The 24,027-nt window shown below is 57.4% G+C and carries 23 protein-coding genes; 15 read left to right on the plus strand and 8 right to left on the minus strand.

What is annotated here, in order from left to right; genetic code table 11:
* The first annotated feature begins 331 nt into the window (after window positions 1–331).
* The 7 genes from DEU53_RS09040 to DEU53_RS09070 all read left to right on the plus strand — a co-directional run bounded on the left by DEU53_RS09040 (window position 332) and on the right by DEU53_RS09070 (window position 7,303).
* Window positions 332–1,444 carry a lactonase family protein gene (locus tag DEU53_RS09040; RefSeq protein ID WP_110866759.1) on the plus strand — a complete coding sequence of 371 codons (1,113 nt, stop codon included), beginning with the start codon at window positions 332–334 and terminating at the stop codon, window positions 1,442–1,444.
* Between the two features lie 356 nt (window positions 1,445–1,800).
* The gene (locus DEU53_RS09045) at window positions 1,801–3,042 is read left to right on the plus strand and encodes an ABC transporter substrate-binding protein (RefSeq protein ID WP_110866760.1); all 1,242 of its coding nucleotides are present in this window, start codon (window positions 1,801–1,803) and stop codon (window positions 3,040–3,042) included.
* Between the two features lie 11 nt (window positions 3,043–3,053).
* Window positions 3,054–3,923 carry a branched-chain amino acid ABC transporter permease gene (locus DEU53_RS09050; protein ID WP_110866761.1) on the plus strand — a complete coding sequence of 290 codons (870 nt, stop codon included), beginning with the start codon at window positions 3,054–3,056 and terminating at the stop codon, window positions 3,921–3,923.
* A complete protein-coding gene (locus tag DEU53_RS09055) occupies window positions 3,923–4,951 on the plus strand; it encodes a branched-chain amino acid ABC transporter permease (RefSeq protein WP_110866762.1) in 1,029 nt (342 codons plus the stop codon). Before DEU53_RS09050 ends, DEU53_RS09055 begins: the two co-directional genes overlap by 1 nt.
* A complete protein-coding gene (locus DEU53_RS09060; RefSeq protein WP_110866763.1) occupies window positions 4,948–5,679 on the plus strand; it encodes an ATP-binding cassette domain-containing protein in 732 nt (243 codons plus the stop codon). Before DEU53_RS09055 ends, DEU53_RS09060 begins: the two co-directional genes overlap by 4 nt.
* A complete protein-coding gene (locus tag DEU53_RS09065; protein ID WP_110866764.1) occupies window positions 5,672–6,376 on the plus strand; it encodes an ABC transporter ATP-binding protein in 705 nt (234 codons plus the stop codon). The genes DEU53_RS09060 and DEU53_RS09065 overlap by 8 nt, the downstream gene beginning before the upstream one ends.
* 348 nt (window positions 6,377–6,724) lie before the next feature.
* Window positions 6,725–7,303: an ANTAR domain-containing response regulator gene (locus DEU53_RS09070; RefSeq protein ID WP_110866765.1), complete on the plus strand. Its 579-nt coding sequence runs from the start codon at window positions 6,725–6,727 to the stop codon at window positions 7,301–7,303.
* Here the strand turns inward: DEU53_RS09070 and DEU53_RS09075 are convergent.
* Together DEU53_RS09075 and DEU53_RS09080 are read right to left on the minus strand one after the other, a co-directional pair.
* Window positions 7,292–8,239: a helix-turn-helix domain-containing protein gene (locus tag DEU53_RS09075; protein ID WP_110866766.1), complete on the minus strand. Its 948-nt coding sequence runs from the start codon at window positions 8,237–8,239 to the stop codon at window positions 7,292–7,294. The two genes, DEU53_RS09070 and DEU53_RS09075, sit on opposite strands and share 12 nt — an antisense overlap.
* A 118-nt stretch (window positions 8,240–8,357) precedes the next feature.
* On the minus strand, window positions 8,358–9,752 hold the full coding sequence (locus tag DEU53_RS09080) for an amidase (protein ID WP_110866767.1): 1,395 nt from the start codon (window positions 9,750–9,752) through the stop codon (window positions 8,358–8,360).
* A 275-nt stretch (window positions 9,753–10,027) separates the two neighbouring features.
* On the opposite strand from DEU53_RS09080, the gene DEU53_RS09085 reads away from it, so the two are divergent.
* The 7 genes from DEU53_RS09085 to DEU53_RS09115 all read left to right on the plus strand — a co-directional run bounded on the left by DEU53_RS09085 (window position 10,028) and on the right by DEU53_RS09115 (window position 18,185).
* On the plus strand, window positions 10,028–11,458 hold the full coding sequence (locus DEU53_RS09085) for a hypothetical protein (RefSeq protein WP_110866768.1): 1,431 nt from the start codon (window positions 10,028–10,030) through the stop codon (window positions 11,456–11,458).
* Window positions 11,459–11,845: 387 nt separating this feature from the next.
* Window positions 11,846–13,051, plus strand: a complete 1,206-nt coding sequence (locus DEU53_RS09090; RefSeq protein ID WP_110866769.1) for an SfnB family sulfur acquisition oxidoreductase — start codon at window positions 11,846–11,848, stop codon at window positions 13,049–13,051.
* Window positions 13,052–13,060: 9 nt separating this feature from the next.
* Window positions 13,061–14,263 (plus strand): SfnB family sulfur acquisition oxidoreductase, encoded by a 1,203-nt coding sequence (locus tag DEU53_RS09095; RefSeq protein ID WP_110866770.1) that lies wholly within the window; start codon window positions 13,061–13,063, stop codon window positions 14,261–14,263.
* Window positions 14,260–15,621 carry an LLM class flavin-dependent oxidoreductase gene (locus DEU53_RS09100; RefSeq protein WP_110866771.1) on the plus strand — a complete coding sequence of 454 codons (1,362 nt, stop codon included), beginning with the start codon at window positions 14,260–14,262 and terminating at the stop codon, window positions 15,619–15,621. Before DEU53_RS09095 ends, DEU53_RS09100 begins: the two co-directional genes overlap by 4 nt.
* 20 nt (window positions 15,622–15,641) lie before the next feature.
* On the plus strand, window positions 15,642–16,448 hold the full coding sequence (locus DEU53_RS09105) for a MetQ/NlpA family ABC transporter substrate-binding protein (protein ID WP_110866772.1): 807 nt from the start codon (window positions 15,642–15,644) through the stop codon (window positions 16,446–16,448).
* 2 nt (window positions 16,449–16,450) lie between these two features.
* Window positions 16,451–17,551 carry a methionine ABC transporter ATP-binding protein gene (locus tag DEU53_RS09110; protein WP_110866773.1) on the plus strand — a complete coding sequence of 367 codons (1,101 nt, stop codon included), beginning with the start codon at window positions 16,451–16,453 and terminating at the stop codon, window positions 17,549–17,551.
* Window positions 17,535–18,185, plus strand: a complete 651-nt coding sequence (locus tag DEU53_RS09115; RefSeq protein WP_061719142.1) for a methionine ABC transporter permease — start codon at window positions 17,535–17,537, stop codon at window positions 18,183–18,185. The genes DEU53_RS09110 and DEU53_RS09115 overlap by 17 nt, the downstream gene beginning before the upstream one ends.
* A 90-nt stretch (window positions 18,186–18,275) precedes the next feature.
* On the opposite strand, the gene DEU53_RS09120 is transcribed toward DEU53_RS09115, so the two are convergent.
* A complete protein-coding gene (locus DEU53_RS09120) occupies window positions 18,276–19,178 on the minus strand; it encodes a LysR family transcriptional regulator (protein WP_101761700.1) in 903 nt (300 codons plus the stop codon).
* 100 nt (window positions 19,179–19,278) lie between these two features.
* On the opposite strand from DEU53_RS09120, the gene DEU53_RS09125 reads away from it, so the two are divergent.
* Window positions 19,279–20,346, plus strand: coding sequence for an SDR family oxidoreductase (locus DEU53_RS09125; RefSeq protein WP_110866774.1), 1,068 nt, complete (start codon window positions 19,279–19,281; stop codon window positions 20,344–20,346).
* 167 nt (window positions 20,347–20,513) lie between these two features.
* On the opposite strand, the gene yahO is transcribed toward DEU53_RS09125, so the two are convergent.
* The 5 genes from yahO to DEU53_RS09150 all read right to left on the minus strand — a co-directional run bounded on the left by yahO (window position 20,514) and on the right by DEU53_RS09150 (window position 23,948).
* Window positions 20,514–20,783: a DUF1471 family periplasmic protein YahO gene (gene yahO / locus DEU53_RS09130; RefSeq protein ID WP_101761698.1), complete on the minus strand. Its 270-nt coding sequence runs from the start codon at window positions 20,781–20,783 to the stop codon at window positions 20,514–20,516.
* A gap of 162 nt (window positions 20,784–20,945) precedes the next feature.
* Entirely contained in the window at window positions 20,946–21,575 is a 630-nt protein-coding gene (locus DEU53_RS09135) for an NrsF family protein (protein WP_110866775.1), read from the minus strand.
* Window positions 21,562–22,119, minus strand: a complete 558-nt coding sequence (locus DEU53_RS09140; protein ID WP_110866776.1) for a sigma-70 family RNA polymerase sigma factor — start codon at window positions 22,117–22,119, stop codon at window positions 21,562–21,564. Before DEU53_RS09140 ends, DEU53_RS09135 begins: the two co-directional genes overlap by 14 nt.
* Window positions 22,120–22,136: 17 nt before the next feature.
* Entirely contained in the window at window positions 22,137–23,366 is a 1,230-nt protein-coding gene (locus DEU53_RS09145) for a protein-disulfide reductase DsbD (RefSeq protein ID WP_110866777.1), read from the minus strand.
* Window positions 23,367–23,381: 15 nt separating this feature from the next.
* Window positions 23,382–23,948: a peroxiredoxin gene (locus DEU53_RS09150; protein WP_110866778.1), complete on the minus strand. Its 567-nt coding sequence runs from the start codon at window positions 23,946–23,948 to the stop codon at window positions 23,382–23,384.
* Window positions 23,949–24,027: the final 79 nt, after the last annotated feature.

A 24,027-nucleotide genomic window follows, 5' to 3' on the forward strand; every position in this document is an offset into this window, starting at 1 on the left:
GCAGTAATAATAAGAATTACGCATTTGTGCTATTCCGGCTGCCACGTTTGGAGGTAATCGTGCTCTAACGGCGGATAAATCCCCGATAATGTGAACACGATCACGCCTGTTCGCCGCGAATCAAAGCAATCCCACTATAGTCGTTATGCGGCCTGCAGCATTGGCCGCAATCACAATAAAAAATCCAACTCTGCGAACGATTTTTATAAAGAACATTCCGATTATGGTGGGTACCACAATGAAAAATCACAATAAAACGGTGTCTGGCGGTATGGCGTCACGTCTAAGCGTGGCATTATCGCTAGCTGTTTTCACATTAGCGGGAAGTGCAATGGCAACTGCAGCGGAACATCACAACCAAACGGCTTTAGTGGGCACATGGACCAGCATCCCGGATGCGCCGTTAGTGCAAAATCCAGGTCATCCCAGCGAAGGTTTATACCGTTTGAAGGTCAATAGCGACGGCACGCTGACGCCGCTCGATTTCATCAAAATGAAAAGCCCATCGTGGATTGTGAAATCGCACGATGGACGTTTTGCCTACACCACTAACGAAGAAAACGCCGGTGCTGTGACTGCGCTGGCGATTGATCACGGCGGCGAAGTGCGCGTGATTAACGCGGTGGATAGCCACGGCCAGCAGCCGACGCATGCCACCATTAGCCCGGACGGGAAATTCCTGTTTGTCGCCAACTACTCGGTGGCTAAAGGCGGTGCCAGCGTGGCTGTATTCCCGATTCATCACGACGGTTCGCTTGGCGAGCAGGTACAGAATTTCCCGTTCGCCAGCGGCAGCGGGGCGGTGAAAGATCGTCAGGATAGCGGGCATGCGCACTCCACCACCTTCACTCATGATGGCAAATACCTTTACGCTGCAGATCTCGGCGGCGACAAACTGCACGCTTATGCCTATCACGCGGGCAATGCTCAGCCGCTGCAAGCGGATACCTCACGCGATGTCGCCTTCCCGGCCGGTTCTGGCCCGCGCCACATGGTGTTTTCACCGGATGGTAAACGCGCCTATGTCATTACCGAAATGGCCGGTGAAGTGGTGGTGTTTGCGGTTAAGGACGATCGTCTGCAGCAGCAATCCAGCGTCAAACTGAATACGGAAAACAGCAGCGCCGAGTACCGCAGCGGCGGCGGCATTTTCCTCAGCCCGAACGGCAAATTTGTGATTGCCGCTAATCGTGGATCGGATAACAGCTTAGTGGTGTTCCGCATTGAGCAGGATGGTTCACTGGGATCGCCGGTGCGCTATAAAGCGGATGGCATTGAACCGCGCGCTTTCGCCTTTGATGCCAGCGGCAAATACCTTTATGTGGCGAACGTGTTTACCAATAACATCACCCTGTTCCATTTCGATGAACAGAGCGGTGTGCTGAAAGCCGCGGGTGAAGTGGCGAAGATTGCCACGCCGACGGATATTAAGTTTTTTAACTGAGTTTTATTGAGGTCGCCATGAAGGGCGACCTCGCACCTAATTGGTGCCAATTGCCATTTAACAGTGCGCACGTTGTCGTAGCGGCGCAAATAATTGCGTAATGCCGATCAATTAAGTGCCGTATCAAATCACCGCACCTTCCGTAGCGGCGCGATTTATCGCGCAATGAATCGCGCCGCTAGGTGAATGTGCAGAGTCTAATTAATTTGGCCCACTTCTTGCTTTATTAAAAACAACGCCCCAACGACGTGGCAACCCTCTTGTCAATGCAGACAGCGCCGTCTGTAGATCGCTTTTATTCTCTCCGGCCTCCCGGAAACACTCCTGTTTGATCCTTCTCTTTTCAAGAGGTTGCTATGGCTATTAGTCGTCGTTCATTTATCCAGGGTTCAGCCGTTTCGGCATTAGGCTTGGCTGCAGGCGTTGCGCCTCAATTCTCTTTCGCCGCCGACAGCAAGGACGCCATCAAAATCGCCAGTATTCTCGACTTATCCGGCGGGCTCGATATTTACGGTAAGCCGATGTCGAACGCCATTAATCTGGCGGCAGAAGAGATCAACGCGGCGGGTGGTTTATTAGGTCGACCGTTGCAGGTGATTAATTACGATGCGCAATCCAATATGCAGCTTTATGCGCAATATGCGCAGCAGGCGGCGCTGAAAGATAAAGTGGCGGTGGTGCATGGTGGTATTACCTCGGCCTCGCGTGAGGTTATTCGTCCGGTATTGGATCGTTTCCGTTCACTCTATTTTTATCCGGCGCAATATGAAGGCGGCGTGTGCGATCGCAATTACTTCTCATCCGGTTCTACGCCGGCACAAACCGTGGAAAAGCTGGTGCCTTATGCGGTGAAGAAGTGGGGCAAAAAAGTCTACGTGCTGGCGGCGGATTATAACTACGGCCAAATCGTCTCGGCGTGGGTGAAAAAATCGGTACACGATAACGGCGGTGAAGTGGTGACGGTTGAATTCTTCCCGCTGGATGTTACCGATTTTGGTGCGGCGATCTCTAAAATCCAGAGCGCCAAACCCGACATGGTGTGGTCAGCGCTGGTCGGTGGCGCGCACATCTCCTTCTATCGCCAGTGGCATGCGGCCGGTATGAGCGGCAAGATCCCGATTGCCTCCACGGTGTTTGGCGGCGGCAACGAACATATCATTCTGTCGCCGGAAGAGAGCAACGGCATTCTGGTTGCCGCCAACTATATGCAGGAAATCCCCTCACCGGAAAACAAAGCTTTCGTTGAGCGATTCCATGCGCGCTACGGCGCCAATACGCCGTACATCAGCGACCTGGCGATGGGCGCTTATCAGGGCATGTTGATCTGGGCGGAAGGGGTGCGCAAAGCGGGCGATATCGATCGCATGAAGGTGATCGAGGCGCTGGAGTCCGGCGTTACGCTGACCTCGCCGAGCGGCAAGCTGAGTGTGGATCCGGCCACGCATCACTGTTCGCTGGATGTGCACATCGCCGAAGTGGAAAACCATCAGATGAAAATTCTGCAAACCTTCACCGATCAAGCGCCGGTGGATACCGCGATGGTGTGCGATCTGAAGAAAAACCCGCGCGATACCAAACAGTATCAAATTGAGCTGTGACAGGAGCCGCTATGGATCTGTTCATTATCTACGCCATTGAAGTGCTTAATGCCATCGCCGTGCTGGTGATCATGAGCGTCGGGCTGGCGGTGGTGTTCGGCATGATGAAAATCGTCAATATGGCGCACGGCGAATTCATGATGCTGGGCGGCTACAGCGCCATTCTCGCCACCAATCAGTGGGGCGTGCCGATCTGGATCTCGATGCTGGTGATTGCGCCGCTCACTGTGGGCGTGTTTGGCGCGGTGATTGAGCGCGTGATTATCCGTCATCTGTACGGGCGGATGATCGACACCATGCTGGCGACATGGGGGCTGAGTCTGGCGCTGATTGGTGCCGCCACCATGCTGTTCGGCAACACCACGCTGGGCATCAGTTCACCGCTGCCCAGCGTCAGCATCGGCAGCTACAGCATCAGCGGTTATTCGCTGTTCATGATTGTGTTTGCGATCGGCTTGCTCGGCGCGCTGTGGTTGCTGCTGCGCTTCACCACTTTAGGTTTGTGCGCGCGCGCCACTATGCAGAATGCGCGCATGGCGGCGGCGCTCGGCAGCAATCCGGGCAAAATCTACAGCCTGACGTTTGGCCTGGGCGCAGCGCTGTCGGGTTTAGGCGGCGCGCTGTTAGCGCCGATTACCGGCGTGATCCCGACCATTGGCGTCAGCTTTATCGCCAAAGCCTTTATCACGGTGATTGGCGGTGGTAGCGCCATCATCGCCGGAACGCTCTCCGCCTCGACGTTATTCGGCACCATTTCGCAGCTGGTGACCTACTTCTCCACGCCGGTGTTTGGTGCCGTCGCGCTATTGCTGAGCGCCATTGTGCTGCTGCGCTTGCTGCCGCAGGGCATCACCGGACGCTTCTTCAGGAGATCGCTGTAATGAAACTGTTCTCGGAAAAGATCCAGATTATCGTCATCTCACTGGCGATGGTGCTGGTGGCGCTGTGGCTGTCAGGCGCGATTGAGCTCTACACCTTGCTGTCGCTGACGGTGTTTCTGGTGATGGGTTTGTTGTCGCTCAGCCTGGCGTTCATCTGGGGTTACGGCGGCATCCTGTGCTTTGGTCAGGCGGCGTTTTTCGGTTTAGGGGCCTACACCTATGCGATTTGCGCTATCAACTGGGGCGATTCGACTTGGGCGGTGGTGATGGCGGTGCTGCTGCCAACGTTGTTCTCGCTATTGCTCGGCTATGTGATTTTTTATGGCGGCGTCAGCGATGTCTATCTCGGCGCCATCACGCTGGCGGTGAGTCTGGTGCTGTTTAACTGGGTCAACTCCACCTCCGGCAGCGAATACCACATCGGCGAGGCGCTGCTGGGCGGCTTTAACGGCATTCCTTCGGTGCCGACGCTTAACCTGCCGTTCCAGCCGGATGCGATTTTATCGCCCGAGGCGATCTTTATGGCCACCGCCGGATGTCTGGCGCTGTGCTACGCCTTGCTGAAGTTCGTGCTGCTGAGCCGTTTTGGCAAAACCGTGGTGGCGATTCGTGAGAACGAGCAGCGCGCCGGATTGCTCGGCTACAACGTGCCGGCGCATAAATTGGCAACCTTCGCCATCGGCGCGGCCATTGCCGGACTGGCGGGCTGTTTGTACGTCAACTGGGGTGCCTTTGTCAGTCCCGGCGTGTTTAGCATCAGCCAGTCGGCGCAGATCATCATCTGGGTGATTGTCGGTGGCCGCGGCACGCTGCTGGGTCCGGTGATCAGCTGCGTACTGTTGCAGTGGATGGTGACGCGGCTGGGCGCGCAGCAAACCGTGGATGTCAATTTAGTGCTCGGCGTGATTCTGGCGGTGTTTGTGTTGCTGATTCCCGGCGGCATTCTGCCAACGTTGCAGCGCCTGTGGCGGCGCAAGCGTCCCGCCGCGCCTGCCAGCCGCGCGCAGGTCAGTGAGGTGAAACCATGACGGCCAACGTGTTACTGGAAACCCGCAAAATGGGCGTCAGTTTTGGCGGCGTGCATGCGGTGAAAGAGGTGGATTTCACCCTACGTGAAGGTGAGTTGCGCTGCCTGATCGGCCCTAACGGCGCAGGCAAAAGCACTTTCTTCAAGATGCTGAGCGGCCAGGTCACGCCGACGCGCGGCGAGTGTCGCTATCGCGAACAGGTGATCTCTGGCAAACGGCCATGGGAAATCGCGCGTTTGGGGATTGGCATTAAAACTCAGGTGCCGAGCGTGTTCGAAGGCTTAAGCGTGCGGGAAAACCTGTGGCAGGCGGCGGCGAATAAGCTGGCGAAAGCGGCGCTGCCGGCGGCCATAGAACAGGTGCTGGAGGATATCGGTCTGGTCGATCTGCAACATGCGGTGCTCTCGGAACTGGCGCATGGTCAGCGGCAGTGGGTGGAGCTGGGGATGATCCTGATCTCCAAACCGCAGCTGGTGCTGCTGGATGAACCGGCGGCGGGCATGACGCATCAGGAAGTGCGCAAAACCGCGCAGCTGATCAAGGCGATTAATCAGCAGAGCACGGTGGTGGTGGTGGAACATGACATGGAGTTCATCAGCATAATTGCGCAGCAGGTGACGGTGTTTAACCAGGGCGCGGTGCTGGCGGAAGGCAGCTTCCGCGAGGTGACGCAAAATCCGCGGGTGAAAGAGGCGTATCTCGGCAATCTGGAGATTAAACATGCTTGAAATTAAAGAGATGGTCTCGGGTTACAACAAGATTCCGGTGCTGAACTTATCCGAGCTGTTTGTCGGCGCGAAGTCGTTTACCGGCGTGCTGGGCCGCAACGGCATGGGCAAAACCACGCTGCTGCGCACCATTATGGGCGAACTGCCGGCCTGGCAAGGCCAGATCGCGCTGAACGGCATCGATATTACCCGTTATCAGGCGCACCAGCGGGCGGTAGCGGGCATCGGTTTTGTACCGCAAGGCCGACAGATTTTCCCGCAACTGACGGTGGAGGAGAATCTGCGCATGGGCTGCGTGAAACACTTCTCCCGCGCCGCAGAGATTATCGAGCAGATGCTGGCGTATTTTCCGCGCCTGAAACGCCTGCTGGCGCAGCCGGGCGGTGCGCTATCGGGCGGCGAGCAGCAGCTATTGGCGTTGGCGCGCTGCCTGTGCGGCCAGCCGCAGCTGGTGCTGCTGGATGAGCCAACGGAAGGGATTCAACCGAATATCTGCGAGGAGATTATCGAGACGTTACGACGGCTGCGGCATGAGATGGATATTTCGATCATTCTGGTGGAACAGGATATCGAGTTTCTATACGCGCTCTCTGACCAGATTCATGTGATCGAAAAGGGGCAGATTGTGCAGAGGATCGATCCGAAATCCCAGTCGAGCGCCAGCGTGGCGGAGCAGTGTTTGGGGTTTCATGTTTGAGTTGTTTTGCCATCGCCCTCACCCTAGCCCTCTCCCGCAAGCGGGAGAGGGGACAGATTGAGCGGGCTTGTATATGGCAGCGTCTCCCTCTCCCTGTGGGAGAGGGGACAGATTGAGCGGGCTTGTATATGGCAGCGTCTCCCTCTCCCTGTGGGAGAGGGGACAGATTGAGCGGGCTTGTATATGGCAGTGTCTCCCTCTCCCTGTGGGAGAGGGCCGGGGTGAGGGCATCAGCGCGCAGCGGACATTGTCCGCCCTGACACAGCACCCGGCAGCATCAGCACAGCGTTAACCCATCCGCTCGCTTACTGTGAGCTTTCCTCATTCGGGATGCGCATAGGGTGAACCATGACTGAACAATCATTACTGGCAACGCTTTCTGGTGTCCGGCTGCATATTTTCCATCCTGATTCACAGAGCGTGCGCGCGTTTTGCGCCTCGCTGACGCAGTTGGGCTGTCACTCGCAGCATAGCTGGCCGCCTGCCGCGTCACTCTCCACGGATACGCAGCTGCTGCTGGTGGCGATCGATATGCATCAGCAGCCACTGTTAACCCCGCTGTTTATCAGCGCGCGCGAAAGGGATATTCCCATCATTGCGCTGGCGGATAGCCACAACGCGCGGTTGTTTCCGCTACTGCTGCAACTCCAGCCGAATGCCATCGCTGCGCGTGAACTCAATCCGTTTGCCTTGATTGTGCAAATGATTGGCACGCTAAAAACCGTGCGTCATCAGCAGCGATTGCGTGCGGTACAGCAGGCGTGTCAAGCGCGGAGTGAGCGACTGGCGCAGGCCAAAAGCGTGCTGATGCAAACCTTCGGGCTGGATGAATCGGGGGCGTATCGCTTGATGCGCAGTGAAGCGATGAACACGCGCAGCAGCATGGAATACACCGCCGAGCGCGTGATCACCACGCTACAAAAGTAGCGGCGCGTCCGGCTGCCGTAACAGGCTGCTGGGCGTATAACCAAAGGTTTTGCGGAACGCCAGGCTGAAGTGCGACATATCGCTAAAGCCGTGATCCAACGCCACCTGGGTGATATTGCGCGCTTTGCCTTCGGCGAGAATGCGATGACACGCCTGTAAACGCTCCTGCCAGAGGAAGTTCATCGGCGTGGTGCCGTGCGCGGCAAACACCCGGCTGATGGTGCGCGGCGAGACATGATGCGCATTGGCGATCTGCGCCACCGACAGCTCTGGCTCCTGCAGGTTGTGGCGCAGAAAACTCACTACGCGTGAGTAGAGATCCGGCTTCAGCGCCTCTTCGCTGTGTTGCAAATTGACACTCACCGAAATCATATTCAGCAGCGTGTTGGCAAACTGCTCTGCCAGAAACGGGTTCTCGCGGTCGGGATTAAACACGAACGCTTCCTGCAGCAGCAGTTTGAGCGATGCCATGCCGGGGCGCGTGAGATCAAGCGTTTTGCCTGCCAGTTTGGCGGTGGCAGGCGCTTCCTTCTCCATGATGTGACGTGGCAGATGCACGATATTGATCGCCACCTTCTCCATCGTAAAATCAAACGGCGTGGCAGCATCGTAAATCACCACATCGCCGGCGCTGACGCGTGATTGATGGCCATTCTGCCGCAGCGTGCCGCTGCCGGCGCAGACGTAGCCCAGATAGAAATCGTGATTAGGATGGCGGCGGATACATTCTGCTGTGCGTTGCCACATCAGCGCGGTATGCGATACGTGATTGGCAATATCCATGTGACCGAGCATCGAATAGGCAAAGCTGCCGGAAAAAGTGCCTGAATGCATCTGTCGCGCTTGGGCGTTGATCAGCCGCGAGCACACCGCATCACGCCAGGCATCGAAGCGATGACGGTTATCGAGATCGTCGGTGGTGAAAAGCTCTTTCATATCAGCATCCCCTAAACATGGCGAAAAAGGGCGGAAGTCAGGAAGTTGAAGCAAGTTTCAGGCCATGAGCGGGTGAAATGACCGCCCCGAACCTATCGGGGCGGCAAACGACGCAGATTTACAACGCAGGATGCTGATTATGCCAGTCGGTGACCTGCTGGAAGGCCCACGCGCCCTGAATCATGGTGGTTTCAGCGAAATGTGCTGCCACCAGTTGGAAGCCAATCGGCGCGCCGCCTGCGGTTTTGCCGCACGGCAGGGTGATGGTGGGATGACCGCTGGCATCGAATGCACTGGTATAGCGCAGCACGCCGTTAAACAGTGCCTGATCGGTACCAAAACGGGTCATGGTGTCCCAGGTCAATCCGGCATACGCGGTAGCCGGTGCCAGAATCAGATCAACCTGAGTAAAGAGCGCGGAGATATCGCCGCGCAGCGCCGCACGGCTGAGTAGCAAACGTTGATACTCCAGCGCGGTGACGCTGTGACCGAGATCCAGCAGACCAGCCAGGCCCGGACCGTAGTGATCTTTCTGCGCCGGATAGGTCTCTTCATGCGCCAGCGCAGTTTCCACGGCGCAGAGTGCGCTCCACTCGGCGGCGGCTTTTTCGGTATCGGGCAAGGTGATATCTACCAGCGTCGCGCCGAGCGAACTCAAGGTGGCGATCGCCGATTGCAGCGCAGCACGCGTCTCCTCGTCGACTTTCTCCAGCGCCCAGCTTTTATCAACACCGATACGCATCTTGCTGATGCCGCGCGTCATCAGCGCCAGATAATCGGGCACCGGCTCGCTGCTGGAGGTGGAATCTTTATCATCGCGACCGGCAATCGCCTGCAACATGGCGGCGGCATCGGCGGCGTTACGTGCCATCGGGCCGATATGATCCAGTGATGCCGCCAGTTCACAGGCACCGTGACGCGTGACGCGGCCCCACGTCGGTTTAATGCCGGTCAGGCCGTTGGCGTTGGAGGGAAAACGAATCGATCCGCCGGTATCGGTGCCAATTGAGCCGAAGCATAGCCCTGCGGCGGTGGCGACGCCGGATCCGCTGGAGGAGACGCCGGTCCACAGCGCGCTGCCCCACGGATTATTGGGCCGGGTAATGTCGGGATGGTGATCGGCGAAGGCGCTTTCGGTTTGCGTCAGCTTGCCGAGAATCACCGCTCCCGCCGCGCGGAAGCGCTCCACCACGGTGGAGTCTTCTGTAGGGTAACGATCTTTGTGGATGATCATGCCGTGGCTGGTGGGCGCGTCTTTGGTCCAGATCAGATCTTTCAGCGCGATCGGCACACCGTGTAGCGGGCCGCGCATTTTGCCCAGGGCTATTTCGGCATCGGCTTCGGCCGCCTGTTGCAGTGCACTATCGCGCATCACGTAGAAGTAGCTGTGTAAGTCGCGATCGAGCGTATCAATGCGCGTCAGCAGGGTTTGCGTGACGTCTACCGAAGAGATTTCGCCCGACTGAATCAAGCGGCCAATTTCCAGCAAGCTTTTGTAATGCAGATTATTCATCGTGACCTTACCTCGTGAGTGAGAGATGTGTTGATGAATAACCTAAGTCACTGCGTGAAGTGCGGCTGTGTTTAGGCGGACAGATGTTATGTCAGAACTGCCAATGCATTTCCCTCACCCCAGCCCTCTCCCGCAGGCGGGAGAGGGAGCAGACGTTGCACAATTGGTTCCCTCTCCCGTTTATGGGAGAGGGTTAGGGTGAGGGCAAAAACCATTAAAGCCGCTGAACATTTCGCCGATAACCCTCAGGAATAGTACACAACGAGGATTATTTCATGCTAAATGGGATTGGCAGCAGCGTACTGAGAAATTTAATCGCATCGAATGCGGTGGTGACGCCGGCGGTGAACAACAAATCCGCGCAAAACGCCCTGACGGCGGAAGCGTCGACCAAAGTCACCTTCAGCGAGGCGAGTGATGCCATCGCCGCGATCTACAAAATCGAGCCCGCGCAGGTCAAGAGTTCCGTCGATGTCACCAGCAGCTTGCAAGCGCAGCTCAACGGTGCCGCGCACGCCAGCGGCGTCGACATGAACGGTCTCGGCAGCACCTTATTGAGTAATCTGGCCAGCCATCGCGGCGACGTAACCTTAAGCGTGCCAGCGACGGAAGCGCTGAACGGCGCGCGGAGCAATAGCCAAAGTGCGCTGGCGCTGACCATCACTACCCAATCTGGTGTGCAGGTGAGTTTGCAGATGACGCGTCAACAGGGCGGCATGGTGGTGGAGCTGAAAACCAGCGGCGGCCAGCTCAGCAACGTTGAAGCGGCGGCGATGGGTCAGCTATCCGCCGGTTTGCAGAAGGCGCTGGATGGCCTGGATGGCAGCACTACCAAACTCGATATCAGCGATCTGATGAAGTTCGACACTTCAGTGTTGAAAAGCGTCGATTTGAAGACCGATCTGCGTAATGGCAATAACGTCACGCAGTCGCTGAACTTGCATGCCGACGATCAGGCGCGCTGGCTCGGCTTCCACAACGGCGATGTCAGCATCAAACTCGATACCGATGTTTCGAAACTGACGCAGGCGAGCAGCGCGGCACAGCAGGCAGCGGCGCTGGATCAGTGGAGCAGCAAATTTGATCAGGCCGCTTCGCGCGGTCACGGCGATAGCGACATGCTGACGCTGTTTAAAGACAGCTTCCGCGCGCTCAATACCACCGAAGGCAAAGCGGCTGAAAGCATCAATACGCAGCGTGTGAAGTCGATTGATGCCAATGCGGCGAAGAACGGCGCAATCAGCGGACTGGCGGACTTCTCGGCGAGCTATCAGCAGACGCCGGTTTCCGGTAATCCGTATAAGCCGGAAGAGCAAGAAACCTTCTCCCTGAACGTGGCGCAAAAAACCGCTACGCAAACGCATGGTGATACCCAGGATTTGACCCAGCAAACGCTGTTTAAACTCAAGGCCAGCTTCCACACCGCGCTGGATTCTGTCTCAGCGGCGAAGCTGACCGAACAGAAGTCGTCGCAAAACTATAAGTATCATTTGATCGATGATGAAGAGCGCAGCCAGACCTCGGTGACGCAGAATAAGAAAGGGGATTTGACCGCGAATTATGCGCAGCAGCTAACGCAAAATGAGACGGTGAAAACCTATCAGCTGGCGAAGTTGATCGATAGCGTGCAGATTCCGCATAGTGTGAAAAGCGAATCCACCCGCAGTTTCGCTGCCGCGCAGTTTGATGCGCAATTAAATAATTAATATTTCGCGCCGCTTTTAAATTCCGCACCATCCGTAGCGGCGCGATTTATCGCGCGTTTTTGAAAGTTAAACATCAACGCGCGATAAATCGCGCCGCTACATTATTTGCGGAATTAAACTTTTCTTAGCGTTATTTGATCTTAAGAATTACTCACTGCTTTTTAATACTCGCTAATTGCCTGCAGCGCCGCCGCTAGCCTGTTGTTGTGCTTCAATAAATCCATAGATTAATAATGGCAACGCATTGCCGGATATAGCATAACCGCGCTATTTACTTGCTTTAACCCCGCTGATTATCATCGCTTTCAATCCGTTATTCATTCCACGGCCTGCTGAGTTTTTCAGTGCAGGCTTACACTTCGCTGTGCAGTAAAAGTGAAATCAGCTATGACGCAAAACAGTGACGAGATTATTAACCGCGCAGCGGTATTAAACAGCGATGAAGAAGCCATCGCCGCCGCACGCCATCTGGGCGGGCAGGCGAAAAGTGGCGCAGTCGAGCGCGATCAGCAACGCATCTATCCCATCGCGCTGCTCAACCAGTTCACCGCGTTGGGACTTGGCAGCATCAGCGTGCCGCGCGAATTGGGTGGTGCGGGTTTGTCGTACCAGACCATGGCCGAAGTGTTTCGTCTGATCTCCGCCAGCGATCCCTCGCTGGGGCAAATCCCGCAAAACCACTTTGGTCTGATCCAGTTCATCCTTGGCGAAGGTTCTGCCGCGCAACAGCAGCGGCTGCTGAGCGCGGTGGTGCAGGGCAAACGTCTGGGCAACGGCGGACCGGAGAAAAACACCAAACATACGCGAGACGTACAGGCACAGCTAGTGACAACGTCACACGGCGTGCAGCTCACCGGCGAGAAGTTTTACTCTACCGGCGCGCTGTTCGCCGACATTCTTGTCACCACGGCGATGCACGATCAGCAGCCGAAAATGGCCTTTATTCCGCTGCCGACGCCGGGCGTGGAAATTGTGGATGACTGGTCCGGTATTGGCCAGCGCACTACCGCTAGCGGTACGGTGAAGTTGCATCAGGTTGTGGTTGATCCCGCGTTATTGATGTCGTTGCCTCCCGCTGAAAAGCCGACGCTGCGCGGCGCAGTTTCCCAGCTGATTCAGGCGGCGATTGATGCGGGCATTGCGCAAGGTGCGCTGGATGAGGCGCTGGAGTTTGTGCGCAGCAGCTCGCGACCCTGGGTGGATGCCAATGTCAGCCGCAATGCCGACGATCCCTACATCCTCGCCGATGTGGGTCGCATCAGCACCGAACTGAGCGCCGCCAACGCGCTGCTGACGCGTGCTGCCCGCGTACTCGACAGCATCGATCAACAGGCGCTGACCGCCGAAAACTGCGCACGCGCATCGATTGCGGTAGCGGAAGCCAAAGTGCTGACCACCGAAGTGGCGCTGCGTGCCAGTGAGAAGCTGCTGGAATGGGGCGGCAGTCGCGGCACCTTGCTGCGTCACGGTCTTGATCGTCACTGGCGCAATGCGCGCACTCACACGCTGCACGATCCGGTGCGCTGGAAAACTCATGCCATCGGCAACTATTACCTCAATGATGCGCTGCCTGCGCGTCATGCGTGGATTTAAGGAGTAACCATGACGCAGGTATCGCCTAAACAGCGCGCGACGCGCATTGAGAATGCCCAGCAGGCGTTGCAGGTCGCGCAGGAGCTGGCGGAGCGTTTTCGTGCCGGTTCTGCCCAGCGCGACCGCGAACGTGAACTGCCGCACACCGAGTTGCAGCAGCTTTTTCAATCCGGACTCGGCGCCATCACCGTGCCGCGTGACTTTGGCGGCATTGAGATTTCTACCGCCGAACTGGCCGCGATTTTCGTGCTTTTGAGCGCCGCCGACGGTTCGATTGGTCAGGTGCCGCAGAACCATTTTTATGCGCTGGAAGTGTTGCGCATCAACGGCAGCGAGGCGCAGAAACAGCGGCTCTATGCCGAAGTGCTGGCAGGCGTGCATCACGGCAACGCGCTGGCGGAATTCAGTTCGCCCGCCGCGCATCAGCGTTCGACGGCCGTTTCGCAGCAGGCGGAAGGATTACGCCTCAACGGCAATAAGTTTTACTGCACCGGCGCGCTGTATGCCGATCGCATTCCGACGCTGGCGATTGCCGATGATGGCAAAGAGCAGCTGGTGTTTGTGCCGCGCCATCAGCACGGCGTCAACGTGATTGATGACTGGAGCGGCTTTGGCCAGCGCACCACCGGCAGCGGCAGCGTGCAGTTCCGCGACGTAGCGATTGCGCCGGAAGATGTGGTGCCGTTCCAGACGGCGTTTGAGCGTCCGAGCACCGTTGGGCCCTTTGCGCAGATTATGCATGCGGCTATCGATCAGGGCATCGCGCGGGCGGCGTTTGACGACATGCTCGATTTCCTACGTCAACGCGCGCGGCCGTGGCCGGACAGCGGCGTCGACCGTGCGAGCGACGATCCGCTGACGCTTGATCGTACCGGTCGTCTGGCCGCACGTTTGAGCGCCGGCGATGCGTTGCTGGCGATTGCGGGTGATGCGGTTGACGTGGCGCAGCGCGATCCCAGCGCCGAAAACGTGGCGCTGGCGTCGGTAGAAGTCGCCAAAGCCCGCGCCTGGACCACGGACGTGTCGCTGGAGGCCAGCAACCTGCTGTTTGAACTTGGCGGATCGCGATCCAGCCTGCGCGAGCATAACTTTGACCGCCACTGGCGCAATGCGCGTACCCACACCTTGCACGATCCAGTGCGCTGGAAATATCCGGCCATCGGCAACTACCTGCTGAATGGCGTGTTGCCGCCGCGTCGGGGAACAATATGAGTCAAAAACAGATTCTGCTCAACGCCTTCAATATGAACTGCGTTGGGCACATTCATCACGGTATGTGGACGCATCCACAGGATCGTTCGGTGGATTTCAACTCGCTGGATCACTGGCTGGATCTGGCGCGTTTGCTGGAGCGCGGGCTGTTTGATGGGCTGTTTATCGCCGATATTCTCGGCGTGTATGACGTTTATCAGCAAGGCATTGGCCTGACCGCCAAAGAGTCGATTCAGCTACCGGTGAACGATCCGCTGATGCTGATTTCCGGCATGGCCAGCGTTACGCAGCATCTGGGTTTTGGCGTCACCGCCAACCTGAGTTATGAAGCGCCGTATCCGTTCGCGCGCCGCCTTTCCACGCTCGACCACCTGACCAAAGGGCGCATCGGCTGGAACATCGTCACTGGTTATCTTGATAGCGCCGCGCGTGCCATGGGCCAGCAACAGCTGCTGGCGCACGATCGCCGCTATGATCAGGCCGATGAGTTTCTCGATGTCACCTACAAGCTGTGGGAAGGCAGCTGGCAGGATGATGCGTTGGTGCAGGATAAAGCCAATCGTCGCTACGCCGATGCCAATAAAATCCACCAAATCAATCATCAGGGCGAGTTCTATCAGGTGCAGGGTTATCACCTGAGCAGCCCGTCGCCGCAGCGCACGCCGCTGCTGTTTCAGGCCGGTTCCTCGGCGCGCGGCGTGCAGTTCGCCGGACGTCACGCCGAGTGCAGCTTTGTGAATGCCGCGTCACCGGCAGCGATGCGCGAGCAATCGACGCGCTTGCGCCAGGCGGCGGTGGAGGCCGGACGCCATCCTGACGATCTGCGCATTTTTATGGGCGTTAGCGTGATTGTCGCGCCTACCGAACGTGAAGCGCAGGAGAAGCATCAAAGCTACCTCGCCTACGCCAGCCCGGAAGCCGGCATCGCGCACTTCTCCAGTTCGATTGGCCTCGATCTGGCGGCATTCGAACTCGATGAGCCAATTCAGACCGGCAACACGCGCGCCATAGAATCGGTGAGCAAAGCCTTCAGCGGATGGACGCGGCGTCGTTTGCTGGAGCAGCACGCGATGGGCAGCCGCTATCCGCTGATCGTTGGCAATCCGAGCCAGGTCGCGGATGCGCTGATTAAGTGGATCGATGAAGGCGATATCGATGGCTTTAACCTGACGCGCATCCTTAATCCGCAGAGCTACCGCGATTTTATCGATCTGGTGGTGCCGGAATTACAGCAGCGCGGCCGCTTCAAGACCGCGTATCAGCCCGGTTCATTGCGGCAGAAAATTTTTCAACAGCAGGACCGCTTGCCCGATCGCCATCCGGCGGCGCGCTGGCGCGACGGCGTTAACCTTCGTTAATTTAACCTCAGGGATCTGATATGAACATTGCACGTCATTTTGCGCTGGCTGCCAGCGTCGCACTGCTGGCGTTTAGCGCCGTCGCCGCCGAAAACTACAGCGGACCGCTGAAAGTCGGTACTACAGCAGCCTTTGCGCCGCCGCTGGAAACCGCGGTGGCTGAGGCGAAAAAACAGGGTTTGAACGTTGAGCTGGTGGAATTCACCGACTGGACCGCGCCGAACGTCAGCGTGGAAAACGGCGATATCGATGTAAACCTGTTCCAGCACAAACCGTTCCTGGAAAACGCCAATCAGCAGGGCGGATTCCATCTGGTGCCGTACGCGCCGGCGATCATTAACAACATCGGCCTCTATTCGAAAAAACATACCGCGATTGACCAGATCCCCGATGGCGGCACGGTGGCGATTGCCAACGATCCGATTAACGGCGCGCGCGGCCTGCTGCTGCTGCAAAAAGCCAGGCTGATTAGCTTAAAACCGGGCGCGGGCCTCAAATCTACCGTAGATGACATTGTCAGCAATCCGAAGCATCTGAAGATTATCGAAGTGGAAGCGGTGCAGCTGTCGCGTTCGCTGGATGAAGTCGATTTAGCGCAGGGTTATCCGCACTATCTGCGCCTGTCGAAGACCATTGATCCAAACAATGCGCTGCTGTTTGATGGCCTGGAACATCCGGAATACGTAATTCAGTTCGTGATCCGCGACGGTCATCAGAACGATCCGCGCCTGGCGAAGTTCGTTGATATTTACCAGCATTCGCCGGTGGTGCGCGCCAAGCTCGATGACTTTTACGGCAAGCTGTATCAGCCGGGCTGGAGCCAGTAAGCATGGTGAGCCTGACGCTACCCGGCGAGCGCGATGCGTTGCTGTCACCGACGGCCGAGACGGCAGGGAAAATCCACGTGCAGATTCGTGGCTTGAGTAAACGCTATCCCGGCCAAACTCAGGATGCGCTGAAAGAGGTCGATCTGCAGGTTAAGCGCGGCGAGATTTTCGGCATCATTGGCCGTAGCGGGGCGGGTAAATCGACGCTGATCCGCTGCCTTAATCGGCTGGAAAAGCCTACTCGCGGTCAGGTGGTGATTGACGGGATTGACCTAAGCACGCTGAGCGATCGTCAGCTGGTGGATTGGCGACGCGGTACCGGCATGATTTTCCAGCACTTCAATTTGCTGTCGGCGAAAACGGTGCGCGAAAACATCGAGCTGCCGATGAAAGTGGCGGGCGTGCCTGCGGCGCAGCGGCGGCGTAAAGTGGATGAACTGCTGGCGCTGGTGGGCCTTGAGCAGCGCCAGCACGCGTGGCCTGCGCAATTGTCCGGCGGGCAGAAGCAGCGCGTAGGCATTGCGCGCGCGCTGGTGCACGATCCGGAATTGCTGCTGTGTGATGAAGCCACCTCGGCACTCGATCCGGAAACCACTCGCTCGATTCTGGCGCTGCTGAAGAAGATCAATCAACAGCGTCACATCACCATTGTGCTGATTACCCATGAAATGGACGTGGTGCACGATCTTTGCCATCAGGTGGCGGTGATCGATCAGGGCGAAATCATTGAGCGCGGGCCGGTGTGGCAGGTGTACAGCGATCCGCAGCAAGAGACTACGCGACAGCTGCTCAATCCGCAGTTCAGCGCGCTGCCGGAAGCGATTCAACCGCTGCTGACGCCGACGCGCGAGCATGGCGATTCGCGTCTGCTGGTGCGGTTGCGCTACACCGGACAGGGCGCACTGCCGGATTTGGCGGCGCTAAGCGCACGGGTTGGCGGGGAACTGACGTTAATTTATAGCGCGGTGGAGTGGGTGGACAGCAAACCGACCGGGCAAATGTTGCTGCTGCTTGATGCGCAGCATGACGCTGATGCCGCGCGGACGCTTTTAACCCCGATTGCGGATCAACTGGAGATACCGGGCTATGTCACTGGCTATTGATCGTTTATGGATTGGGCTGCTGGACACGCTGCTGATGGTGGGCGTGTCGTCGCTGCTGGCGCTGGCGCTGGGTTTGCCGATGGCGGTGATTCTGGTGGTAACCGGACGCGGCGATCTGTTTCCCAGCCCGCTGCTGAATCGCGTGCTGGGCTGGGTGGTGAACCTATTCCGCTCGATCCCGTTTTTGATTCTGATGGTGGCGCTGATTCCCTTTACCCGCTGGATCGTCGGCACCACCTACGGCGTGTGGGCGGCGGTGGTGCCGCTGACGCTGGCGGCGACGCCGTTCTTTGCGCGTATCGCCGAAGTGAGCCTGCGCGAAGTGGATAAAGGGCTGACCGAAGCGGCGCAGGCGATGGGTTTTCATCGCTGGCATATTATCTGGCATGTGCTGCTACCCGAAGCGCGGCCCGGCATTGTGAGCGGGTTTACCATTACGCTGGTGACGATGATTAACGCCTCGGCGATGGCCGGCGCGATTGGTGCGGGCGGCTTGGGCGATTTGGCGTATCGTTATGGTTATCAGCGTTTTGATATGCAGGTGATGCTGACGGTGATTGTGGTGCTGGTGGCATTGGTGACGGTGCTGCAGTTCTTTGGCGACAGGTTGTCGCGCCGGTTGAATCACCGTTGATATCAAAAAAAGCGCAATAAATTGCGCCGCTACGCCAGGTGTGCAGAGGGATAGCGGCGCGATTCATCGCGCGCTTTTGACCTTATGTTTCTATCTGATCTGCAATCCCTCTAACGCCGCCAGCAACGCATCCACTTTGGGTAACAGCTGCTTGCGGCGCGGCCAAATCAGGGTTAAGGCCAAACCATCCGGCTGCTGCTCGGGCAGAATGATCTCCAGCTCGCCGCGCGCCAGCGGCTCCCGCACCAGCCATGATGGCATCTGTGCCACGCCTAATCCGGCACACAGCGCCTGCATCTGCGCATCCACATCACCCAGCGCCATGCGGTGCGGCAGGTTACGCCAGTGCGGATAGCCATCTTCCGTGGTGAACAGCCACGGCTTGGTGCTGCCATCGACGCGTTCATACATGATCGCCTGATGCTGCAACAATTCGGCTTCGCTGGTGGGCCGACCCACGCGCGCCAGATAATCGGGTGATGCGCAAAACACCATGCGTTCGCGGCCCATCTGGCGACAGCCCAGCGAGGCGGGCAGATCCGGCGATCCACCAATGCGCACCGCAACATCAATCCCTTCATCAAACAGATCGATAAAGCGGTCGGAAAAAGTCAGATTGAGCTCCACATCCGGATGCTGGTGGCAAAACGGAATCAGCAGCGGCATCACGCCGAGGCGTCCATAGGTGTTCGGCACCGCCAGGCGTAAGCGGCCGGAAGGAATGGTGCGCTGCGCCGCCAGCACCGCTTCGGCTTCTGCCAGCTCCTCCATAATGCGTAAACAGGTTTGGTAATAGGCGTTTCCGGCGTCGGTGAGTTTCAGGCTGCGGGTGGTGCGCTCCAGCAGGCGCGAACCCAGGCGGGTTTCCAGCCGCGTCACGCTTTTGCTCACCGCCGAACCCGTGAGATGCAGGCGCTCAGCGGCGGCGGCAAAGCTGCCGCCCTCGACGCTGGCTACAAAAGGAACGATATCTTTCAGGCGCTGATCGTGCATGGATTCGTGAACTCAGGTTATGAATACCGTGAATTAATGCCAATGATAGGAATTAAATTCTCTATTAAACTCATCATTACTGAAACCGAGGAGAATTGAAATGCAAAAGCAGGCATTGATTGTAGGCATTAGCGGTGTGATTGGACGTGCGCTGGCGGAAAAATTGCAGCGTGAAGGTTGGCAGGTCAGCGGTTTATCGCGCGGACGTGGCGCAGTGCCTGAAGGTTGCCGCAGCCTGACCGCCGATCTAACGGATGGTGATGCGGTGCGTGCTGCGTTAGCAGAAGAGCAGCCGGATGCGCTTTTCTTTAGCGTCTGGTCGCGCCAGGAAAATGAGAAAGAGAACATCCGCGTCAATGGCGGCATGGTGCGTAACGTCATTGAAGCACTGGGCGAGCGTCTGAAGGGATCGCATGTGGCGCTGGTGACCGGCCTGAAGCATTACCTCGGCCCGTTCGAAGCCTACGGTAAAGGCGCAGTGCCGGTGACGCCATTCCGCGAAGAGCAGGGCCGCCAGCCGGTCGATAACTTCTATTACGCCCAGGAAGACGAAGTGTTTGCCGGTGCGGAGAAATATGGCTATCGCTGGAGCGTACATCGTCCGCACTCGATTGTGGGCTTTGCGCTGGGTAACGCGATGAATATGGGCCAGACGCTGGCGGTGTATGCCACGCTGTGCCGCGAGCAGGGTTTGCCGTTTATCTTCCCGGGTTCGCCAGAGCAGTGGAACGGTGTGTCCGACGTAACCGATGCGGGTTTGCTGGCGGAACAGCTGCTGTGGGCCGCGACGGCGGCAGAAGCGGCCAATCAGGACTTCAACGCGGTGAACGGCGATGTGTTCCGCTGGAACTGGTTGTGGCCACGTCTGGCGGCTTACTTTGGTGTGGAAGCGGCGGAGTATCCGGCGCAGATGATGCTACTGGAAGGACGCATGCAGGATGCGGCTGAAACGTGGCGCGAGGTGGCGGTACGTTATCAATTGCGTGAAGCGGACATCACTAAACTGGCATCATGGTGGCATACCGACGCGGATTTGGGACGTCCAATGGAAGCGTTCACCGACATGAGCAAGAGCCGCAAAGCGGGCTTCACCGGTTATCGTTCAACGCTGGATTCATTTACGCAGTTATTTGATCGACTGAAAGCGGAGAAAGTGATTCCGCAATAATTTTGATTGATAAGGGCGGCTCATAGGGGCCGCTTTTACATCATATAAAATATAGCGACTCACTATCCGCTTTATTGTCAGGCAACCGGATCGGCAATTTGATTTATTAAAAATAATGCCCCAGCATAAGTTATGTTTTTAAGCTTATACTGAGGCAAAATGGAAACTTACTTTTTCTTATAAACGATGGCGGTACCATGTATTTTGTTATTGGTATTCGCGGAGGTTACGACAAAGATATCGCCGCCTTTTTCTTCAGCCAATTTAGACAGTTCCTCTCTGGCGCTGGCGGGATCCGTTTCACCTGAGGTGGAAATGTTCCCTACCTCTACATATTGATCTTTTACCTTTTCAAACTCAACTTTGCTCATCAGGTCTGCGGCGAGTGAGCTGAAAGATACCGAGCTTGCTAATAATACGAAAATTAACTTTTTCATACGTATCCTTGGATGAGGTAATTGATGGGAATGTAATTATATTGCTATTATTCTATAGTTTAGAAATAGCGTATTTACAATATGGGTGAGCCGATTTTTAATCTTTTGCGCGGAAATATCGCACCAAAGAATTAACTTAACCATTGCACTCTTTCTCTCGACTCACTTCAACGTCACCCAACGTTTCCCCACCAGCACCGTCATCGCCACAATCGTCGCTATCGCCGCCAGATGCATGACAAAATCCAGCGGATGCAGATGCACCGGATGGCAAAATGCCAGCAGCGTGACCGCCATGCAGGAGACGCCCAAACCGGCCATCGCCAGGCTGCGCACCGGATGCAATGCGCGGGTGCGGCGTAGGCTGGCGATCATCAGCACCATCATCGGCGTGCTGACCACCAGCAGAAAGGTAAAGCAGCGCGCGCTGTCATTGTCATGTTCGATCGGCACTTCACCGGGAATCTGGCTGATGCTCATGCCGAGCCACAGCAGGCCAATCGGCAGCAGCGCTTTCCAGCTGATACTGCGGCGTCCGGCGATGCTCATGTTGAAAGCGCTACGAATTGCCAGCGTGCCGAGCACAAAGGCCAGCACCAGCTGCAAGATCGCCTGCAGCGCGCCCGGCTGCGCCCAGTCGGTGAAACTGCGCTGCACCAGGAAGCTGGCGGCAATGCCGCAGGGCAATGCCAGCAGTAGCCAGGTGATAACGCGCCAGCTAGTGGATCGCAGCGGTTTAACCGGTCGCATCTCGCGCCCGAGTTTTTCAATTAACAGGTCATGATCGGTCATGATTGGCTCCAAAGCGGCGCAGATTGGTCAGCGCGCGGTGCAGCAGCGATTTCACCGCGGCCACACTCAGATTGTTATGCGCGGCCGCTTCCGTCAGGCTCATTTCGCGCAGATGCACATGTTCGACAATTTCGCGCTGACGCGAAGGGAGCTGACGCAGATATCCGGCCAGCTCTTCCTGCGAGTCCTGCTGCGGTGCGTCTGGCGCACTGGCGGCTTCCGGCACGATAGCGTTGTTAACTTCCCACTGCTGATGGCGGCCACTTCGCCGCAGCGCATCAATCGCGCGCGCCGAGATAATCGCCATCAGCCAGGGTAAAAAAGGGTAGGCAGGATCATAGGTGTGACGCACCCGATGCACCGTTAGCAGCACATCCTGAATCACATCTTCTACCAGTGCATCATCGGCGATCTGTTTGCGTGTTTGCGAACGAATCACCGGCACCAGCGCTTTCAGCAGTCGGGTATAGGCGAGCTGATCGCCCGCCTGCGCCTGTTCCATTAGCGCGGGCCAACCTTCGCGCGCGCTATCGCTTGTTTGCATAATCCGCCTTGTTGTTCTTACGCCTTCTTGCTCGCCTGGTTCAATGCGTTCACCACAATACTCGGTGTCAGCACCTGCGGCAGCACTTTCGGCGGTCCGCCGTCGGCAGGGTAAACCAGATACATCGGTAATCCGCCCTGACCAAATTCACTCATGGTGTCATCCACGTCCGGGTTAAATTTAGTGGAATCTGCCACCATGTACAGCGTGCCGGTTTTAGCGATGGCCTCTTTAACCGCCTGGGTTGAGAGCGAGGTTTTTTCATTCACCTGACAGGTGATGCACCAGGATGCGGTGAAATCGACAAAGATCGCTTTCCCGTGACCGCGCTGCGCTTCAACCGCCTGCGGCGTCCATTTGGCTTTGGTCACTTCCGCCGTCAACTGATCGCCCGCCAGGCCTGCACCGGGTTTGATCAGCGTTGGCAACGGGGCGATCACCGCGATAATCAGCAGCGCCGTAACGGCAAACAGCACCTTGTGACTTTTACCGGCAAAGTGGCGATGTTGCGCCATGCCGTACAACCAGCCGGCGAAGGCGACCACCACGGAAGCGGCCAGCAAGGTGGCCAGCGCCGCGCTTCCCGCTTGCTGCGCCAGCACCCACACCAGCCAGGCATACGCGCCAAACATCGGGAACGCCAGACCGCGTTTCAATACATCCATCCATGCACCGGGACGCGGCAGGAATTTCGCCAGCGCCGGGAACAGTGAAACTAGCGTGAACGGTGCGGCGAAGCCGATGGCCAGCGCAAAGAAGATCACTAAGGCGACGGCAGGCGGCTGCACCAACGCATAACCAATGGCGCTCGCCATAAAGGGTGCGGCGCACGGCGTGGCGACGACGATTGCCAGCGCACCGGTTAACGCCGAACGCGCAAAGGCACCGCGACCAACATCTACCGAGCCGACGCGCTGCACGGATAAGCCTACTTCAAACACGCCGAGCAAGTTGAGCGCGGCGGCGAGGATCACCAGCGACAGCAAGGCGATCACCAGCGGCGATTGCAGCTGGAAACCCCAGCCAACCGCCGCACCACCGGCGCGTGCCGCCAGCAGGATGCCTGCCAGCGCCATCATGGTCACCACAACGCCGAGTAAAAAGCCCAAGCCTTCGCGACGCGCGCTGGCGGCGTTATCGGTATGGCGCAACAGGCCGAGCGCTTTCAGCGAGATCACCGGAAACACGCAGGGCATTAAGTTCAGAATGATGCCGCCGATGAAGGCGGCCAGCATGGCGGTTAACATCGCTGGCCTCTTTACTTAATGAGTTTGCGGGTGAGAAGCGTCGTACTGCTTAACGGCGGCAAGCGCTTTCTCGATATGTGTGTCCGGATTTCTGTCAGTGTAACTCAGCAGAATGTCGCCATCGGGCGCGATCACGTAAGAGGTGCGATCGGACAGGGTTTTGCCTTTCATCTGCATGGTGGTTTGATACTGCGCCGCCACTTTCGCACCGGGATCGGCGGCAACGGTGAATTTATCGCGGCACTCAAGTTTAGAGAAATCGCTGACCTGATCGGTATTGCCCGCGGTCACCCCAATTACCGTGGCACCCATTTTGCTGAAGCTGTCTGTGGCTTCAGCAAAATCGTGCGCTTCAATGGTACAGCCCGCGCTAAACGCCGCCGGGAAGAAATAGAGCACGACCGGACCTTTTTGCAGCGCCTTTTCCAGCGAGAAGGTCAACGGCTTACCGGCCAACGCGCCCTGCAGTTCGAAGTTCGGCGCTTTCGCGCCCACCGGCAATGCGGCACCGGCATTAAAGGCGGAAAGACCCAGCGCTGCGGTCATGGTCAGGGTACAAACGAGGGATTTGATGCGTTTCATTTTCTGCTCCTGCGATGTATGGGAGTTCCGATTTGGATGTCTCATTAGTTCAGTTCGCTGGGGCAGGGAGGAAAGTTTC

The organism is Pantoea sp. AG1095 (assembly GCF_003208415.1).
GTDB lineage: Bacteria > Pseudomonadota > Gammaproteobacteria > Enterobacterales > Enterobacteriaceae > Pantoea > Pantoea leporis.

Excerpts from the sequence above, each read along its gene's own strand:
- DEU53_RS09135 (WP_110866775.1), bottom strand. The coding sequence starts at position 21,575 with ATGACCGATCATGACCTGTTAATTGAAAAACTCGGGCGCGAGATGCGA.
- DEU53_RS09090 (WP_110866769.1), top strand. The coding sequence starts at position 11,846 with ATGACGCAAAACAGTGACGAGATTATTAACCGCGCAGCGGTATTAAAC.
- DEU53_RS09055 (WP_110866762.1), top strand. The coding sequence starts at position 3,923 with ATGAAACTGTTCTCGGAAAAGATCCAGATTATCGTCATCTCACTGGCG.
- DEU53_RS09060 (WP_110866763.1), top strand. The coding sequence starts at position 4,948 with ATGACGGCCAACGTGTTACTGGAAACCCGCAAAATGGGCGTCAGTTTT.
- DEU53_RS09050 (WP_110866761.1), top strand. The coding sequence starts at position 3,054 with ATGGATCTGTTCATTATCTACGCCATTGAAGTGCTTAATGCCATCGCC.
- DEU53_RS09080 (WP_110866767.1), bottom strand. The coding sequence starts at position 9,752 with ATGAATAATCTGCATTACAAAAGCTTGCTGGAAATTGGCCGCTTGATT.
- DEU53_RS09075 (WP_110866766.1), bottom strand. The coding sequence starts at position 8,239 with ATGAAAGAGCTTTTCACCACCGACGATCTCGATAACCGTCATCGCTTC.
- DEU53_RS09150 (WP_110866778.1), bottom strand. The coding sequence starts at position 23,948 with ATGAAACGCATCAAATCCCTCGTTTGTACCCTGACCATGACCGCAGCG.
- DEU53_RS09105 (WP_110866772.1), top strand. The coding sequence starts at position 15,642 with ATGAACATTGCACGTCATTTTGCGCTGGCTGCCAGCGTCGCACTGCTG.
- DEU53_RS09145 (WP_110866777.1), bottom strand. The coding sequence starts at position 23,366 with ATGTTAACCGCCATGCTGGCCGCCTTCATCGGCGGCATCATTCTGAAC.
- yahO (WP_101761698.1), bottom strand. The coding sequence starts at position 20,783 with ATGAAAAAGTTAATTTTCGTATTATTAGCAAGCTCGGTATCTTTCAGC.
- DEU53_RS09100 (WP_110866771.1), top strand. The coding sequence starts at position 14,260 with ATGAGTCAAAAACAGATTCTGCTCAACGCCTTCAATATGAACTGCGTT.
- DEU53_RS09065 (WP_110866764.1), top strand. The coding sequence starts at position 5,672 with ATGCTTGAAATTAAAGAGATGGTCTCGGGTTACAACAAGATTCCGGTG.
- DEU53_RS09095 (WP_110866770.1), top strand. The coding sequence starts at position 13,061 with ATGACGCAGGTATCGCCTAAACAGCGCGCGACGCGCATTGAGAATGCC.
- DEU53_RS09070 (WP_110866765.1), top strand. The coding sequence starts at position 6,725 with ATGACTGAACAATCATTACTGGCAACGCTTTCTGGTGTCCGGCTGCAT.
- DEU53_RS09125 (WP_110866774.1), top strand. The coding sequence starts at position 19,279 with ATGCAAAAGCAGGCATTGATTGTAGGCATTAGCGGTGTGATTGGACGT.
- DEU53_RS09140 (WP_110866776.1), bottom strand. The coding sequence starts at position 22,119 with ATGCAAACAAGCGATAGCGCGCGCGAAGGTTGGCCCGCGCTAATGGAA.
- DEU53_RS09120 (WP_101761700.1), bottom strand. The coding sequence starts at position 19,178 with ATGCACGATCAGCGCCTGAAAGATATCGTTCCTTTTGTAGCCAGCGTC.
- DEU53_RS09115 (WP_061719142.1), top strand. The coding sequence starts at position 17,535 with ATGTCACTGGCTATTGATCGTTTATGGATTGGGCTGCTGGACACGCTG.
- DEU53_RS09110 (WP_110866773.1), top strand. The coding sequence starts at position 16,451 with ATGGTGAGCCTGACGCTACCCGGCGAGCGCGATGCGTTGCTGTCACCG.
- DEU53_RS09085 (WP_110866768.1), top strand. The coding sequence starts at position 10,028 with ATGCTAAATGGGATTGGCAGCAGCGTACTGAGAAATTTAATCGCATCG.
- DEU53_RS09040 (WP_110866759.1), top strand. The coding sequence starts at position 332 with ATGGCAACTGCAGCGGAACATCACAACCAAACGGCTTTAGTGGGCACA.
- DEU53_RS09045 (WP_110866760.1), top strand. The coding sequence starts at position 1,801 with ATGGCTATTAGTCGTCGTTCATTTATCCAGGGTTCAGCCGTTTCGGCA.